At 65.4% G+C, this 15070-nt stretch carries 11 protein-coding genes; 2 read left to right on the top strand and 9 right to left on the bottom strand.

Going from position 1 to position 15070, the window contains the following annotated elements; all coding sequences use genetic code 11:
• Window positions 1-165 precede the first annotated feature (165 nt).
• The 6 genes from pbN1_RS12145 to pbN1_RS12120 form a co-directional block, all read right to left on the bottom strand.
• A complete protein-coding gene (locus pbN1_RS12145) occupies window positions 166-2019 on the bottom strand; it encodes a PAS domain S-box protein (protein WP_169202528.1) in 1854 nt (617 codons plus the stop codon).
• A 67-nt stretch (window positions 2020-2086) separates the two neighbouring features.
• The gene (locus tag pbN1_RS12140) at window positions 2087-2677 is read right to left on the bottom strand and encodes an ANTAR domain-containing response regulator (protein WP_210147481.1); all 591 of its coding nucleotides are present in this window, start codon (window positions 2675-2677) and stop codon (window positions 2087-2089) included.
• Window positions 2678-2741: 64 nt separating this feature from the next.
• Window positions 2742-5234, bottom strand: coding sequence for a sensor domain-containing diguanylate cyclase (locus tag pbN1_RS12135; RefSeq protein ID WP_169202526.1), 2493 nt, complete (start codon window positions 5232-5234; stop codon window positions 2742-2744).
• Window positions 5235-5554: 320 nt separating this feature from the next.
• Window positions 5555-6307 carry a 5,6-dimethylbenzimidazole synthase gene (gene bluB / locus pbN1_RS12130; protein ID WP_169202525.1) on the bottom strand — a complete coding sequence of 251 codons (753 nt, stop codon included), beginning with the start codon at window positions 6305-6307 and terminating at the stop codon, window positions 5555-5557.
• Window positions 6308-6409: 102 nt separating this feature from the next.
• The gene (cobA, locus tag pbN1_RS12125) at window positions 6410-7291 is read right to left on the bottom strand and encodes a uroporphyrinogen-III C-methyltransferase (RefSeq protein WP_211161449.1); all 882 of its coding nucleotides are present in this window, start codon (window positions 7289-7291) and stop codon (window positions 6410-6412) included.
• A 59-nt stretch (window positions 7292-7350) separates the two neighbouring features.
• The gene (locus pbN1_RS12120; RefSeq protein WP_211161452.1) at window positions 7351-7965 is read right to left on the bottom strand and encodes an RNA-guided endonuclease InsQ/TnpB family protein; all 615 of its coding nucleotides are present in this window, start codon (window positions 7963-7965) and stop codon (window positions 7351-7353) included.
• A gap of 316 nt (window positions 7966-8281) precedes the next feature.
• Between pbN1_RS12120 and pbN1_RS12115 the strand changes: the two genes are divergently transcribed.
• Both pbN1_RS12115 and pbN1_RS12110 read left to right on the top strand, forming a co-directional pair.
• A complete protein-coding gene (locus pbN1_RS12115; RefSeq protein WP_169202524.1) occupies window positions 8282-9787 on the top strand; it encodes a S8 family peptidase in 1506 nt (501 codons plus the stop codon).
• Window positions 9788-9846: 59 nt separating this feature from the next.
• Window positions 9847-11028: a hypothetical protein gene (locus pbN1_RS12110; RefSeq protein WP_169202523.1), complete on the top strand. Its 1182-nt coding sequence runs from the start codon at window positions 9847-9849 to the stop codon at window positions 11026-11028.
• 179 nt (window positions 11029-11207) lie between these two features.
• Here pbN1_RS12110 and pbN1_RS12105 read toward each other — a convergent pair whose 3' ends face one another.
• From pbN1_RS12105 to pbN1_RS12095, 3 genes are read right to left on the bottom strand one after another with little or no spacing between them, the layout of a single operon-like run.
• The gene (locus pbN1_RS12105) at window positions 11208-11987 is read right to left on the bottom strand and encodes an ABC transporter ATP-binding protein (protein ID WP_169202522.1); all 780 of its coding nucleotides are present in this window, start codon (window positions 11985-11987) and stop codon (window positions 11208-11210) included.
• The gene (locus pbN1_RS12100; protein WP_169202521.1) at window positions 11984-12964 is read right to left on the bottom strand and encodes a FecCD family ABC transporter permease; all 981 of its coding nucleotides are present in this window, start codon (window positions 12962-12964) and stop codon (window positions 11984-11986) included. The genes pbN1_RS12105 and pbN1_RS12100 overlap by 4 nt, the downstream gene beginning before the upstream one ends.
• A 40-nt stretch (window positions 12965-13004) precedes the next feature.
• The gene (locus pbN1_RS12095; protein WP_169202520.1) at window positions 13005-14945 is read right to left on the bottom strand and encodes a TonB-dependent receptor; all 1941 of its coding nucleotides are present in this window, start codon (window positions 14943-14945) and stop codon (window positions 13005-13007) included.
• Window positions 14946-15070: the final 125 nt, after the last annotated feature.

Raw genomic sequence — 15070 nt, 5'->3', positions numbered from 1 at the left:
TCAACCTGCTCCGCGCGGCTCCGGCCAGAACCCGCGCGAACATCAACCGCCTCGGCGCCACGCGAAGCGTGGAATGGCAAGCACAGCGGGGCGGGGGTCTGGGGCCCGATGAACTACAGCTGGGAAACTGTAACAGGCGACCTTGCAAGCCGTAAAGATCATATATCACGCATATGCCAGGCTGCGCGGGCTGGTGTCGAGCACGGGCGGACCGACCCGAACCTCGACCTCGATCCGTGGCCCTGCCTGACGGAAATCGATGGACATACCGGAAGCCGGCATCAGCGCACGCACCAGACCAAGGCCGGAGCCGAGGCCGCGTGCCGCAGCGAAGTCGAAATCCGATGGCAGTCGGCCGGCATTGAGGATGCGGATGAATCCCTGCCGGCCCTCCTGGCTCAGGACCACGTGCGGTCCGGCGCCCGGCAGCTGCACCGTCGAATGCTTGACGGCATTGGTCAGCAACTCGTTGAGGATCAGCGCGAGGGCGACGGTTTCGTTTTCCCGGACGAGCAGCCTGCCCTGTTGTGGGGCGGGAACATCTCGGGCGATGGATACGCCGCTCAGTTCCTGCACGTTGCTGGCGAGGGTCGACAGCAGTTCATCGAGCAATACACGGTGCTGCGTGACTCGGCCGTAGAGTCCATGCACGACGGCCACCGCCTGAACCTGCGCAAGAGCAGCATCGATGACCGGCGCAGCTCCGGGATGCGCCTCGGCCTGACGCCGTAGCAGACTCGTCACGGTCTGAAGATTGTTCTTGATCCGATGATGGACCTCGCGCACCAGCGTATCGCGCAACTGCCCCGCCTCGGCCAGGCGGGTCGCCTCGGCCTCCTTGCGTTGCGTGATGTCCCGGTCGAGGCCACGGTAGCCGAGCAGCCGGCCGCACTCGTTGAAAAACGGCCGGCCACTGCGCTCCAGCACCACCCGGTTGCCATTGCGGTGCAGGTGCTGGCCTTCCAGCGCCACGATCGCCGCGCAGCGGGCGCCGATGGCCTCGATGATGCCGGTCATCCGCAGCGCCTCGTCGGGGGGCATCAGGTCGAAAAAACTTGCGCCGAGCAGCTCTTCTGCCTTGTAGCCGAGGATTTCCTCGACCTGCGGGCTGAGGTAAGTGTAGCGCCACGCGGTATCGACTTCCCAGACCTGATCGCGCAAGGTTTCGATCAGTCCCTGGAAGCGCTGCTGACTCTCGCGCAGGGCGTTTTCGGCTTCGGTCCTCGCCAGGATCTGGCCACCGAGCGTGCGCTGCATGTCGTACATCGCGGCGAGCAGCCCGCCTGTCTGCCCACGCTGCGCGGCAGGCCCCTGATTCAGATGCCCCCCTGCGATCTGCTCGACGATCGCCCGGGCTTCCTGCAGTTCCTTGTCGAGCGGACGTATCACCGAACGGATGACCCATGTTGAAAGAATCACCATCACGGCGGCGGAGGCCAACAGCACGATGCCCAACATCCGGCGAGCGCTCTCCGAGACGGTCAGGGATGCCCGGCCGGCCTGCGTCAGCATGGCGGCCTGCGACTGGTTCAGGGTGCTGACGGAAGCCTGCAGCACGCCGAGGGCCGGAACGGCTTCGCCGACCAGGCGCCGGGACGAGGCTTCGTGCTGACCGGCGGCGAGCAGGCCGGACACCTCCCCCACCGAGCTCAAGTAGTGCCGGTGCCGGGAGCCGACTTCGGCAAGCAGCTCCCGGCCTCGCGCGTCGTCCAGCCGTCCCTCGAGTTCTTCGAGCAGCCTGTCGATCGCCATCGCGCGTTCAGAGATCCGCTCCCTGACGGGGCGCTGATCGGTGACATGGAACAGCAGGAAGAGGTCCTGGCCCTGCGCATTCGTCATGGCGGCCATCCGGTTCGTCAGCACGATGTTGTTCCAGTCGCGGCTGATGAGGCGCTCGGCGATGGCGTGCTCCGTGGCGAGTTGCCCGAGTTCCAGGAAAAGGATGCCACCACCGAGCAACAGCAAGACGAACCCGGCCCCCAAGCCGAAACGGCGCGCGCGGCTCAGGCTGCCGAGCACGGATGTCCCCGCGCAGGCGGACCGATGCCGAGCGGTGCTTGCGTTGCAGGAGGCGGCAGGAGCGGTTTCATGCCTTGCGCCTCGAACGGTTGCCGGCCTCGGCCGCGGCGATCAACTCCTCGGACAGTTCGCCGATCCTGCGGCGTTGCGAGCGGGCCTGAGAGCGCAACAATTCGAAGGCCGCCTCGCGATCGAGCCCTTTGTCCAGCATCAGGACGCCGACGGCAGTGCGAGTCTTCTGCTCGCTCGACAATGCCTTTTCGAGGTGAATGGCAGCGTCGCGCAGCTGTTGGATTTCCCGTGCCCGTGCGCTGGCCGACTCGATCAGGGGCACGATCTGGCGTATATCGACCGGCTTGACGAGATAGCCCAGGGCGCCAGCCGCGGCCGCCTCGTGCACCACGGCCTCGTCACCGAAGGCGGACAGGAACACGAAGGGCGGACCGCCCTGGGCCCGGAACAACCGGGCAAGCTCGAGCCCCGACATGCCCGGCATGCGAACGTCGAGCATCGCAAGATCGAATGTCTGCGTTACAGCCAGGTGCTGCGCGTCTTCCCCGCAGATGGCTGTCGCAACCACATAATCAAGATTGCGCAGCCCTTCGGCGAGCAGATTCAGAATCACTCTGTCATCGTCGACGATCAATACGCTTTTCATGGTCGTGCACACTTTTATAGGGCTATGCTTCGGATGACGCCGTCAACTCCCGCAACAACAAACGTTAGACGACAGGTGAGGCCAGCTTGTTCTCGTGACTGGTCGACCACACCCAAACCCGATTGCGCCCCGCGGCTTTTGCCGCGTACAAGGCCTTGTCGGCATAACTCAGGATCTGGCTGGTGTCATCGCCCGTCAGCGGCGCGACGCCGATGCTGATCCTCACGTCGATGTTGCCGGCTGCCGTCGGGGCCGGAGTGTCGGCCAGGGTCGCGCGCAGTCGCTCGGCCAGCGCCTCGCCATCCTTCAGGTCGATTGCATACAACACGGCGCCGAACTCCTCGCCCCCCAGGCGCCCGGCGATGTCGGCCTGGCGCAGACTGCTGCGGATCACCTGCGCAACGTGTTGCAGCACGACATCGCCGACCGGATGCCCCCAGGTGTCGTTGATGCGCTTGAAGTGGTCGATGTCCATCATCAGCAACACGCCGCCGCTGCGTTCCGGATGGCGACGGGCGTCGGCAGCGGCCGCTTCGAGACCAGCCATGAAGCTGCGCCGATTGGGCAGGGCGGTGAGGGTGTCGGTGGTCGCGAGGCGCGTCAGCTCGGTCTCGCGCTGCTTGCGCTCACTGATATCGTGAAAAAACCAGACACGGCCCATGGGCTCCGTGCCACCCACGATGGGCACCCATTCGATCGCGAGGGTCCGCTCGGGTCCGTCGCTGACTTCGATGATGCGGCGTTTTTCTCTGCCGTGTCCGCGGTCCGGCAGATGCAGCCAGCCGGCGCGGGTTTCGTCCAGCCGCCGGCACAGTTCGGCGTGGGTCAGGCCTTTCAGGCTCGGTGCAGCGACGTCGAGTGCGAGCAGGTCGCACAAGGACTGGTTCGCCGTCACCACCACGCCGGCGGCGTCTTCCAGCAGCACACCACCGGGGAAGCGCAGCAACAGGACTTTCATGCGCTGGCGTTCGATGGCGAGCACGGCTTCGGCTTCGCGGCGGTCGGTGATATCGATCAGGGTCCATACGACATCGCTGTCGGGATTGCCCGGCTCATTCAGTGCGGCCTGCATGTCGAACCAGCGCACCCGTCCCCGAGCATCCCGCAAGGGGTGTTCGAAACGGACTTGCCCCTCGTTCCGCAGGGTGGCGTAGTGCTGCTCCAGGGCCTGATAGTGGGCCTCGCTGAGGTGCAGATCGAGTTCGCTCACCTTCCTGCCGACGAGGTTTTCATTCGATTTCGCGAAAAGTGCCTGGGCACGGTCATTGAGGTGGAGGATTTCGCGATCGCTGGAAAAAAGCGCGATGGCGGCGGCGCTGCGGTCGAGCAGTACGCTGCGCAGGCGGGCGTCGGCCTCGCGCCGGGCGATGTCGTCGAGCAGGGCCTGGCGCATCTGCTCGAAGGTGCGCGCGAGGTGGCCGAATTCGTCGTCGCGGCCGCCCGCCAGCGGCTGCGCCAGGTCCCCGTCCGAGATGCGCCGGGCGGCGTCCTCGAGGACTTTCAGCGGTTCGAGCACGCGCCGCCACAGCGTGCGCATGGCCAGCGCGAACAGCGCGGTCAGGATGACGACGATGAGCGCGAGCAGCCCCAGCGTGTTTCGCGCACTCTGGCGCAGGCGCTCGATGTCGCGCGCGGACTGCGCCGCGATGGCGTCTGCCAGCCCGGTGACAGCGTCGATGCCGCGGCTCGCTTCGCGGTACCACTGCTCCGCGCTCAGCGGATACGCGAGCCCTTCGACGCCGTTCTGGTACACGCCGGCGCGCACCGCCTCATAGTGCAGCAGCAGGTCCTGCGCGAACGCCTCGCGCGCCCGGCTCAGCGCGGGGCTCGCCGGCAGGTGCTCGACGATGACCTCGATGCGGCGGCGGGCGTGGGTGGCCACCACGCGATGGGTCCACAGCAGGGTCTGGTCCGCTTCGCCGAGCGGCACGCCCTGGGCGATCGCGACGCCGAGCAGCGCGCGCTCGCGCCCGAGATGTTCGGCCAGCGTAAACAGCAGGTCCTTGATCACGGGCAGCGAGGCGTAGGTGTAGAGGTTGTCGCGCAGCGGCAGCATGCCGACCGTGATCAGGCCTTCCAGATTCTCGATCGCGCGGGTCGTCAGCGCCACCCACTGCCCGGCAGCGTCGGGTGCGCCGGCGCTGCCCTGCAGCTGCGCGTCGAGCTCTGTGCGCCGGCGCTCGATCTGGCTGCGGTCCTGCCGCACCCGCGCCAGCGCCGCGACGATCGGGTGCTCCGGCGCGCGCCGCGCAAGCTCGTCGGCGAGCGCGGTGAGCTGCGCGTGAAGCGCGTCGACCGCGGCCCGCCGCTGCCGCAGCTCGACCTGCAGCCTTCCGCCGGCATCGGCCGGGCGGGCCAGCATCACCGCCGTGAGGCCGCGCTCCATCGCCAGCTGGGCGCCGGCGCGCTGGGCAGCGTCACTCAGGCGCGCCGTCAGGTCGATCCATTCGGCGGCCGCCGCCTTGTCGCGGCTGTCGGCCAGCTGCCACAGGCCGGCGATCGCCGACAGCACGGCGAAGGCGCCGAGCAGCATGAAGAACGTGCGTCTGAGGGTCATGTCATCGATCCGGTGCGGCATGCAAGGGCAAGCGTCGAATTTTCTTCAACCTGCTCCGCGCGGCTCCGGCCAGAACCCGCGCGAACATCAACCGCCTCGGCGCCACGCGAAGCGTGGAATGGCAAGCACAGCGGGGCGGGGGTCTGGGGCCCGATGAACTACAGCTGGGGAAATTTTAACAGGCCGCCTTGCGGCCCGTAAGGGTCAGGATTCAACTGATCGCGCTGATCGCGATAAGCATCGCCGCCTGGATACCACCTTTTGGTTAGCCGGCACTTCCGGTTTCGACAGCGTGCGCCGTCATCGCCACCCGCGCCGCATCAGCGGCTGGCGGCGCCGATGGCCGCCTGCGCTTCGCGAACGGATTCCACGAGCGCGGCAGCCGAATCGTCCGCGGCCCCCTGCCAGCGGTCGAAATGCAGCAACGCTTCGAGCGGCTGGCGCGCCAGCCAGCCGGCGGATTCCAGCTCCGGCTTCTGGTAAAAATGGCTCACGTGGCCGATGCACAGATAGGCCACCGGGACGATGCCGGACGGGATGCCGAGCACCTCGCGCAGCGCCTTCTGGTGGAAAATGCTGACCCAGCCGACGCCGAGACCTTCGGCACGTGCGGCGAGCCACAGGTTCTGCACCGCGCACACCGAACTGTAGACGTCCATCGTCTTGATATGCGTGCGGCCGACGACGACCGGGCCGTTGCGGCTGCGATCGCAGGTGATGCAGAGGTTGACCGGCGCTTCGAGGATGCCTTCGAGCTTGAGGCTGCGATAGGTGTCCCGCTTGTCGCCTTCGAACATCAGCGCGGCCTCGGCGTGGGCCGTGCGGAACGCGTCATGCACCCGCTGCTTGACCTCCGGCGAACGCACGACGACGAAGTCCCACGGCTGCATGAAGCCCACCGACGGCGCGTGGTGCGCGGCATTGAGGATGCGCGCGAGCACCGCATCCGGCACCGGTTCCGGCGTGAACTGGCCGCGCACGTCGCGCCGCGTGTAGATCGCGCGATAGACGGCGGCACGCTCGTCGTCGCTGAACGAAGGTTGGTCCTGCTTTGCCTGCATCGAACTGCTCATGGATATTTCCCTTTGTGGAAGCAGTGGAGGCGCCGCGGTCCAGGCGGCTGCCGGATGTTTCGCGGCCGGTCTTCCGATTGAGGATCGACTCGTCCGCGATTTTCATGAAATCGACCCCGGCCGCGATTTATCCGGATGGACTGCCGTGCAGCCGACATGCGGGGGATGCGGAATGTCGTCCGGCGCAGCCGGCAAAAACCACGCGAGCCGCGGATACAGGCTGACCACGTCGCCGACGATCGTCAGCGCCGGCGGCCGGATGTCGGCCTCGCGCACGACCTCCGCGAGCGTCGCGAGCGTGCCGGGCGCGACCCGCTGCGCCTGCGTCGTGCCGCGTTCGACGACGCACGCGGGCGTTGCGGGCGGCAGGCCGTGCGCGACGAGCTGGCGGCAGATCTCGGCGAGCCGCGAGATGCCCATGTAGATCACCAGCGTCTGGCCGGGACGGGCGAGCATCGGCCAGTCGAGGTCGAGCGCGCCACCCTTCAGGAAGCCGGTCGTGAAGACCACCGAGCGCGCATGTTCGCGATGCGTCAGCGGGATGCCGGCAAACGCCGCGACGCCGGCCGCCGCGGTGACGCCCGGCACGACTTCGACGGTAATGCCGGCTTCGAGGAGCGCCTCCATCTCCTCGCCGCCGCGACCGAAGATGAACGGGTCACCGCCTTTCAGTCGCACCACGCATTTGCCGGCCTGGGCGAGGCGCACGAGGAGGCGGTTGATTTCCTCCTGCGGCAGCGTGTGGTCGGATGCCTTCTTGCCGACGTAATGGCGCTCGGCGCCGGCCGGGGCGAGGTCGACGATCGCCGGGCTGACGAGGTTGTCGAACACGACCGCGTCGGCGCCGGCGACAAGGCGCGCGCCGCGCAGGGTCAGCAGCTCGGGGTCGCCGGGCCCTGCGCCGACGAGATAGACATGGCCGGCTGTCGGGCCGGGCCGGGGATGCGCGATATCGGGTATGGGGATGGGTAGGGGAATGGGCATGGGTGTCTGGCACAGGCTTGCAGTGCCATTACTCTACGCTGGTTGACATCCTCCACTGCCTAAAAGCAGGGGATTCCTACGGCGCTCATTGCAGGCGTTAAGCCTGAACAAGTCGCTTCGGTGGGTTCCTGCCTCACCGAGCGGCCTGACTGCGCCGGCTCTCCACAGGCTGCGACGCGGTGTCCCCGCGCCAGGATGTTGACCGCGCCGACCACATCGGCGTTTTCCCCGAAGCCGCAGTCCACGCACTCGAACCGCTCCTGTATACGCCGATTGTCCGCCGACACATGGCCGCAGGCCGGGCACGTCCAGCTGGTGTTCTGCGGTGGCACGGTGACGAGCCAGCCGCCGGTCCACGCCAGCTTGTAGTCCAGTTGGCGGCGGAACTCGAACCAGCTTTGATCGAGGATGGCTTTGTTCAGGCCGGATTTGGCCTTCACGTTTCTGCCCGGTGCTTCGGGGGTACCGGTCGCCGACCTGGACATGTTCCGTACCTGCAAGTCCTCGATGCACACCATCGCGTGGTTTTTGCTGATCGTGGTCGTGGCCTTGTGCAGGTAGTCGCGGCGGGCATTGCCAATGCGGTCATGGATGTGCTGGATGCGGGCCTTGGCCTTCTTGCAGTTGCTGCTGAACTTGGTCTTGCGGCTCATCGCCCGCTGGGTGCGGCGCAGGCGAGCCTCGTGCCGCTTGAAGCTCTTGAGAGCCTGTTCACGATCTCCGTAGCAGCAGGAAGGCCAAGTGGATGAACTGGAGTCTTCACTATATCTCCCATGTTGATTGCCGATGACATACGTATTCTGTATAGTTCAGACGGCCTTGAGTATGAAGATCGAATACGTATCGGAACATATCCCTTCAGTCTGACCGAACCCAACATTGGCGCATCCAACTGGTGCCTTTAGCGCCTACTAGCGGTGCTGCTGCTCCTGGATCCGGAGGCCTGATGGCTGTAAGCCGCTCACAATTCAATGACCGGATAGGACATCTATGCTGAAGAGAGCTATTTGTGCACTGATTGCAACGACCCTTTGTGGCGCTGTTTGCGCTGCGTCTGCAGAAGCAGATCTCGCGCCCGTGCTGCAGGCCGAAGCGCGCGGTAGCAAACCGATTGTGGACACCACTGGTCGGAGCTATTACATGGTCGACCTCGTGGAGGATGCCCAACTTGCGTTCTCGGACTCCCGTTCGGTTCGAGGGCAAGATCGGTTTCACGAACGTCACTCTCGACGTGCCCGAAACATGGTCGAGTGGTATGAGCAGACCTATGGGTTCGAATACGAGGAGATGACGAGCTACGTCGGGAACAGCTTCAGCGCTCACCTCACCGAGGGGCAAGTCCGACGGTTGCAGGAAGACCCTTATGTGGTCGCAATCAGCGAAGTGGAAACCGGCGAATTCAGTGGGCCACCGTGGTACGACACGACGATCTCGACCTCTGTCTCGCCCTACTACGAGACCCACCCATGGGGCCGGAACGCGGTGAATGGGAAACAAAGTACCAATAGTCGGCGAGTGTACGTACTCGACGCGGGCGTTGGCTATCACGCTGATTTGCAAAATGTGGTCAGCCGGGTCAATGCTTCCTGCGGTACCAATAACATGGGCTGTGACGGGCGGTCACCAGTTGGGTGCTACCCTCACGCGACGCATGTTGCAGGCATCATCGGGGCCGCCTATAGAAACAAGGGGGTCGCCGGGGTGAATGCGGGAGCGAAAATTCTCTCAGTTTCATTTCTTACCGATACCGCCTATCCGACTACGTGCGCCCGCCCGCAAGACCAGTATGGCAACAAATTCTTTAATAGCGCTAGCGTCGCGACCGCAATGGATTGGGTCAAGTGGGACATTATCCTGAACAGCCGCACAGCAGCCGGAATCGTGAATCTTTCGTGGAACTCAACTGCGTTCAAGCCTGGTGAAACACTCCAGCTTAAGATGACCAGCCTTGCTAAACCCAATTACTCAGGCGGCTACGTATACCCTGGGGCGTTCATCACACATTCGGCCGGTAACCAATTCCAGTCTGCCTGCAACGTTGCGTTCGGTTACACCGGCGGTGTTCCCCTATCGTCTGACGGCATTATGGTGGTCGGCGCCATCGACAGCAGCGGAGCGCCCGTCGTAAGGCCGAGTTCCGGCTACGGCTTCGTCAACATGCCCTATGCTGGGAACGAGTACGGGTCGAACTACGGATCATGCGTTGAGGTTTGGGCGCCAGGGAAATCGCTGTTGTCAACGTGGGGGCCGATGGTGGGATTCAGTAGTACGGATAGCAGCACTTGGCAGATGCAGTCCGTGACGTACGACAATTACGTGCCTCTATCGGGAACGTCGATGGCGGCTCCGCATATCGCGGCCGTTGCTGCCTATCTTGCGGAGACGCGAGGGCTGGTGAGTCCCGGTGAGATTGAAACTGCCGTGCGCAGCCTCTTCTACCAGACCGGGCGAGTCGACAGCGCGGGCCTGCCGGTAAACTTGGTTCGGTTGCCCTAGCGCGCGGCCTGCCTTATACCCGATCAAGCTCGTCACCGCTCGCAGTAGAGGACCCTTTCATGGATCGCATGCACTTGAACCCCCGCCTCGCTTGCCTGGCCATTTCGTCGACATTGATGCTCGGCCATGCTTACGCTTTTGACGCTGCAGACTACTTGGCGCCTTACGCGAGTCCGCCAGCGCTTCGCGTAGTGCACACGCCGGGCGGATCCATGCCCGCTTCGGCGCAGTTGCAGGCCGAGACAACGGATAACGATACCTACGTCATCCGCGTTGTCCCGGACGACCAGGTGCAGGTCGGTTTCGAGATGGCCGAGTTCGTCATGCAGGGCGGGCGCTTTGTTGCCATCGCGTCTGAGTACGGACAGAACTGCTACGATCCGCCATTGGTTCTGCCGGATGCTCCAGGGCAGGTAGTGGAAACAATGAGTCGCGCCAGGGACTGTGCGGGGAACGTTGGTCCAGAGCCATCGGCGCTGGGGTATCGCCTGGAGGCCCTTCCTCTTCAAGACCTCTCAGCATCTAACGGCGGCGTTGTTCAGGTCCTGCCGATCGTCCTGGAGATCAACGGGGCACCTCAGCATAGCTATTATTTCGGCTATAGGCTGGGCTTGGTAGCCAATCTCGCCGATCCCGCTACAGACCCATTCGCAGCGGATCTGTCCTGGGCGGATTTTCTCCTTGAGTCTCTCCCTCCTCCCCAGGAAGAAGGGACGGTGATCGAATACCGCAATACTAAAGACTTTCCCGGGGCGCCCGGAGGACACTTCTTCTACAGCGCCACCGGCGAGGAGCAAGGGATCGTCGACAGCGGGGCTGCGGGCGCCTTCGTTCGTACAGGACGTACATTCAAGTCTGGTGGATACGTTACCATATGTCGCTTCTACGGCAGTGTTACACCCGGCCCCAATTCACACTTCTTCACGGCAAGTGAAGAGGAGTGCGCCTTCCTCAACAGCATTCAACGCAGCCCGGTCCCAAGTGCCGAGCAGCAGTGGAACTATGAGGGGCTAGCCTTCGCAATGAATGCCGCAATCATTGCAGATACCCCAAAAGGATTTTCAACGTGCCCCACGGCCTCAATCCCGGTGTACCGTGCGTATAACGCTGCTTGGAATAGCCAGGGCAAGCAGGCATGGGACTCCAATCATCGACTCTCGACGTCACAGGCAGACATCCAAGAAATGGTCACCCAACACGGTTGGGTAGATGAAGGGATCGTGATGTGTGCTCCAGAGTAGCCATAGAGGGGGTGCCATCAAATGACAATGAATGGTGACAAGGGTACCCTTGGACGCTCTGGACCGGCCTGCAGCGCGTCATGGACTTCGCGGCAGGGCTAAAATACGCGCGCGACGATCATGATGACAATGGAGTTGCGTGTAATGGAATGCCTTGAAGGACGGGGTTTGTCGCCCGGTCAGTCCGGAAGAAACACCTTGCGGCCGTCGCCGCAGACGCGCCGGATCGGATGGTTGTAGGCGTGGCTCAGGCGGTCCGCCTGCAGCACCTCATCGCGACTCCCGGCAGCGACGCCGCCGCGGCCGTCGAGCAGGATCACGTGATCGGCAAAGCGCGCGGCGAGGTTGATGTCGTGCAGCACCATCACGACGCCACGTCCGCCGCGGGCGAGCCGGGCGAAGAGTTCGAGTGTCGCGACCTGGTAGTGCAGGTCGAGATGATTCGTCGGCTCGTCGAGCAGGAAAAGCCGGGGCGCCTGCGTCAGCAGCGCCGCGATCGACACCCGCTGCCGCTCGCCGCCGGACAGGTTCAGGATGTCGCGCTCCGCGATGTCGGCGAGCCCGACTTCGGCGAGCGCGGCACGTGCAAGGGCGACGTCGTCGTCGCTTTCCCAGCCCCAGCGCCCGAGATGCGGATGGCGGCCGACGAGCGCAGTCTGCAGCACCGTCGCGGAAAAATGGTCCGGCTGCTGCTGCGGCAGCAAGCCGCGAAAGCGCGCCGCGGCGAGCGCGTCCCACTGGGCATACGGCTGTCCGCCGAGCCGCACTTCGCCGACCGACGGCAGGCGCAATCCGGCGAGCGTATGCAGCAGCGTCGTCTTGCCGGCGCCGTTCGGCCCGAGCAGCACGAGGCATTCGCCGGCAGCCAGCCGCAGGCTGAATTCGCAGCACAGCCAGCGCTCGCCGACTTTCAGTGCGAGGCGGTCCGCTTCGAGGAGGAATTCGGCAGCGGCGTTCATCGCGGGTGGCGCGACAGCAGGAACAGGAACACCGGCACGCCGATCAGCGCCGTCAGCACGCCAACCGGCAGCTGCATCGGCGCGATCACGGTGCGCGCTGCCGTGTCGGCGACCGTCAGCAGCGTGCCGCCGGCGAGCATCGCGGCGGGCAGCAGCACGCGCTGGTCGTTGCCGATGACGAAGCGCACCAGATGCGGGACGATCAGGCCGACGAAACCGACCGAACCGATCAGCGTCACCGCCGCCGCGGTCAGCAGCGACGCGAGCACGTACAGCAGATAGCGCAGCCGCTCGACGCGCACGCCGAGCGCACGCGCCGACAGTTCGCCGCGCGCGAGCACGTTGAGGTCGCGCGCGAACGGCAGCACCGCGACCAGCCCCACAACCATCAGCACCAGCGCCGGCCACGGCCGGGAGGCACCCGACGCGTCGCCCATCAGCCAGAACAGCATCGACTGCAGCCGCGTGTCGGTCGCGAGCGACAGCATCAGCGTCACCGCCGCGCCGCAGCCGGCGGCGACGATGACGCCGGTCAGCAGCAGGCGCGTCTGCGTCCACGAACCGTCGCCGTGCGCCAGCCCGAACACCAGCAGCATCGCACCGAGCGCACCGGCGAACGCCGCGGCGTCGACGAGCCACGGCGCGAGGCCCAGCAGCATCGCCCCGAGCGCCCCGACCGCCGCGCCGCCCGAGATGCCGAGCACGTACGGGTCGGCGAGCGGATTCCGGAGCAGCACCTGCATCAGCGCGCCGGCGATCGCGAGCAGGCCGCCGCACGCGAACACCGCGACCGCGCGCGGCAGGCGCAGCTCGCGCACGACGCTCGCGGCCATGCCGTCGGCGCCGCCGAACAGCGCGCCGACGACGTCGCCCAGCGGGATCCGCAGGTCGCCGGCCGACAGCGCCCAGCCGATCGCCAGGCACCCCGCCGCCAGCAGCGCGGCGATGACGGGCAGGGCTGCCGGAGCACGTCGCAATTCCAAAACCTCCGTCAACGGCGAAAAACGCGAAATGGCGTCAGAACGAGAGCTTCGCGCCGAGCTTCCAGGTACGCTCGAAATCGACCGGATAGATCGCGTCGTCGGCGACCCACACGCCGTTCTCGTGTTCGAAGAGGTTCGTCACCGCAGCGTAGAGCTCGACGTCCCTGACACGATGACGATACGCGAGATCGGTCGACTGATACTCGCGTTGCTTCTGCGCATTATTGTTGTCGAAGTCGTTCGCCGCCCGCGCCTTGCTGCGCCAGCTGTGGGACAGGTTCAGGTTGCCCTGCTCGCCCACTTTCACGTTGAGGCCGACGACCGCGTTGTGCCGCGGCACGCCGGGCAGTTGGCGTCCGTCGAACGCGCCGCCGCCCGCCCCGTCGCGGTCGATGATCGCGCGCGTCCATGTGTAGTTCAGCAGCCCGGTCAGCGTCGGCGTGATGGGCCAGGTGTCCTGCAGCTCGAGCCCGTACTTGTGCGACTCGTCGATGTTGGTGTTCGTGAAGGTGAAGGGCTCGAAGAAGATCTCGTTCTTCAGGTCAGCGTGAAATACGCTGAGCTTGAGGCGGTTCGCCGGCACGACGTGATTCAGGCCGAGCGTCACGGTGCGCACCCTCGCCGGCTCGATGAAGCCGTTGAAGCTGGTTTCGCCGGTGAAGAAATCGGTGACGAAGAAGCGGTCGATGTCGGGTGCGAGGAACGCGCTGTTGTAGTTGCCGAACACCGACCAGGCATCGTCGAAGCGGAAGTTCGCGCCGACGTCCCACGACGAGAGCGTCTCGTCGTCCTCGATGTGCGCGCCGAAGTCCGGATCGTGCTCGTATTCGATCCGCTCGCGCCGGGCACCGGCCGACAGCGTCAGTCGCGCGAGTTCATACTGCCCCTGCACGAACCAGCCGAGATTGCGCTTGGAGGTCTCGCTGACTGCGTCTTCGCGCAGCCCGTCAAACGACTGGACGCCGGCGGTCAGCGACAGCGCGTCGCCGAGATACTGCAGCGAAAAGTCGTTCGACACGTAGCGGTAGTCGGACTCGAAGCGGAACTGCACGAACTCGGACGCCTTGTCCTCGTCGTGGTGCCGCGCCGACAGGCGCCAGGCCTGCGTCAGGTCATAGTCGGCGCCGACGCCCCAGTAGTCGGAGTCGAACTTCTGGTGCGTGTAGTTGCGGCCGTTGTTCTGCGCCGGATCGTGGCGGAACTGCGCGAGCGTCAGCGCACCCGGGTAGCGCGTGTCGATGCGTGAGCTGCCCGCATCCAGATTCAGCTTCAGCGCATCGGCGGGCTTGCCCGACAGCGCGACGCGCCAGTTGTCGGCACGCGATTCGTCGGTGTGTCCGGACGGATCCTTGTCGCTGAAGCCGTCGTGCTCGCTGCGGTCAATGGTCGCCGAAGCGGAGAAGCGTTCGCGCGCGATCCCGGCGCTCGCCGTCGCACCCACAGCGCCGTGGCTGCCGCCGTTCAAGTCGAGGCTCGCCCCGGTGCGCGGCCGCGTGTAGATCTGGATCGTCCCGGCGGTCGCGCCGTCGCCGTACATCACCGAGCCGCTGCCCTTCGCGATCTCGATGCGCTCGATGTCGGCGAGCGGGATCGCGCCGAGCAGCTGCGGCACGAGGTCGATGTTGTTGAGCCGACGCCCGTCGAGCGAAATGACGACGTTCTGGTGCCCATCGGCAGTGCCATAGCCGCGCATGTTGATGCTCGGCGTGAAGCGGTTGCCGAAATACGGCGCGATCTGGATCGAAGTCTGGCGCGCGAGATAGTCGACCAGCGTCGTCGCGCCGGAGCGCTCGATGTCGCGCCGGGTATGCACTTCGGAGGCATAGGTCGCGGCGACGTCGGGCGTGTCGATGCGGGTCGCCGAGACGATGACGGTCTCGCCAGTGGTTTCTGCGGCGGCGAATACGGGGGCGGGCGCGGCAAACGGAAAAGCGGCAGCAACCGCGACGGCCGTCGCGGACAAGCGGATATTCATCGGGATTCTCCCTGCGCCAACAGTAGCGTCCCCGCTTACCGTGGCATGTTTCACCAGGAAGCGCCGCATCCGGGAGCACGATTCGAGCGGCACGAAGCCGCGCCCGTCGCCGCCACCCCGCGGCA

The sequence above is a fragment of the Aromatoleum bremense genome (genome assembly GCF_017894365.1).
GTDB classification, from domain to species: Bacteria; Pseudomonadota; Gammaproteobacteria; order Burkholderiales; family Rhodocyclaceae; genus Aromatoleum; species Aromatoleum bremense.
The sequence above is the reverse complement of the archived record's forward strand: the minus strand, read 5'-3'. Positions and strand labels throughout refer to the sequence as shown.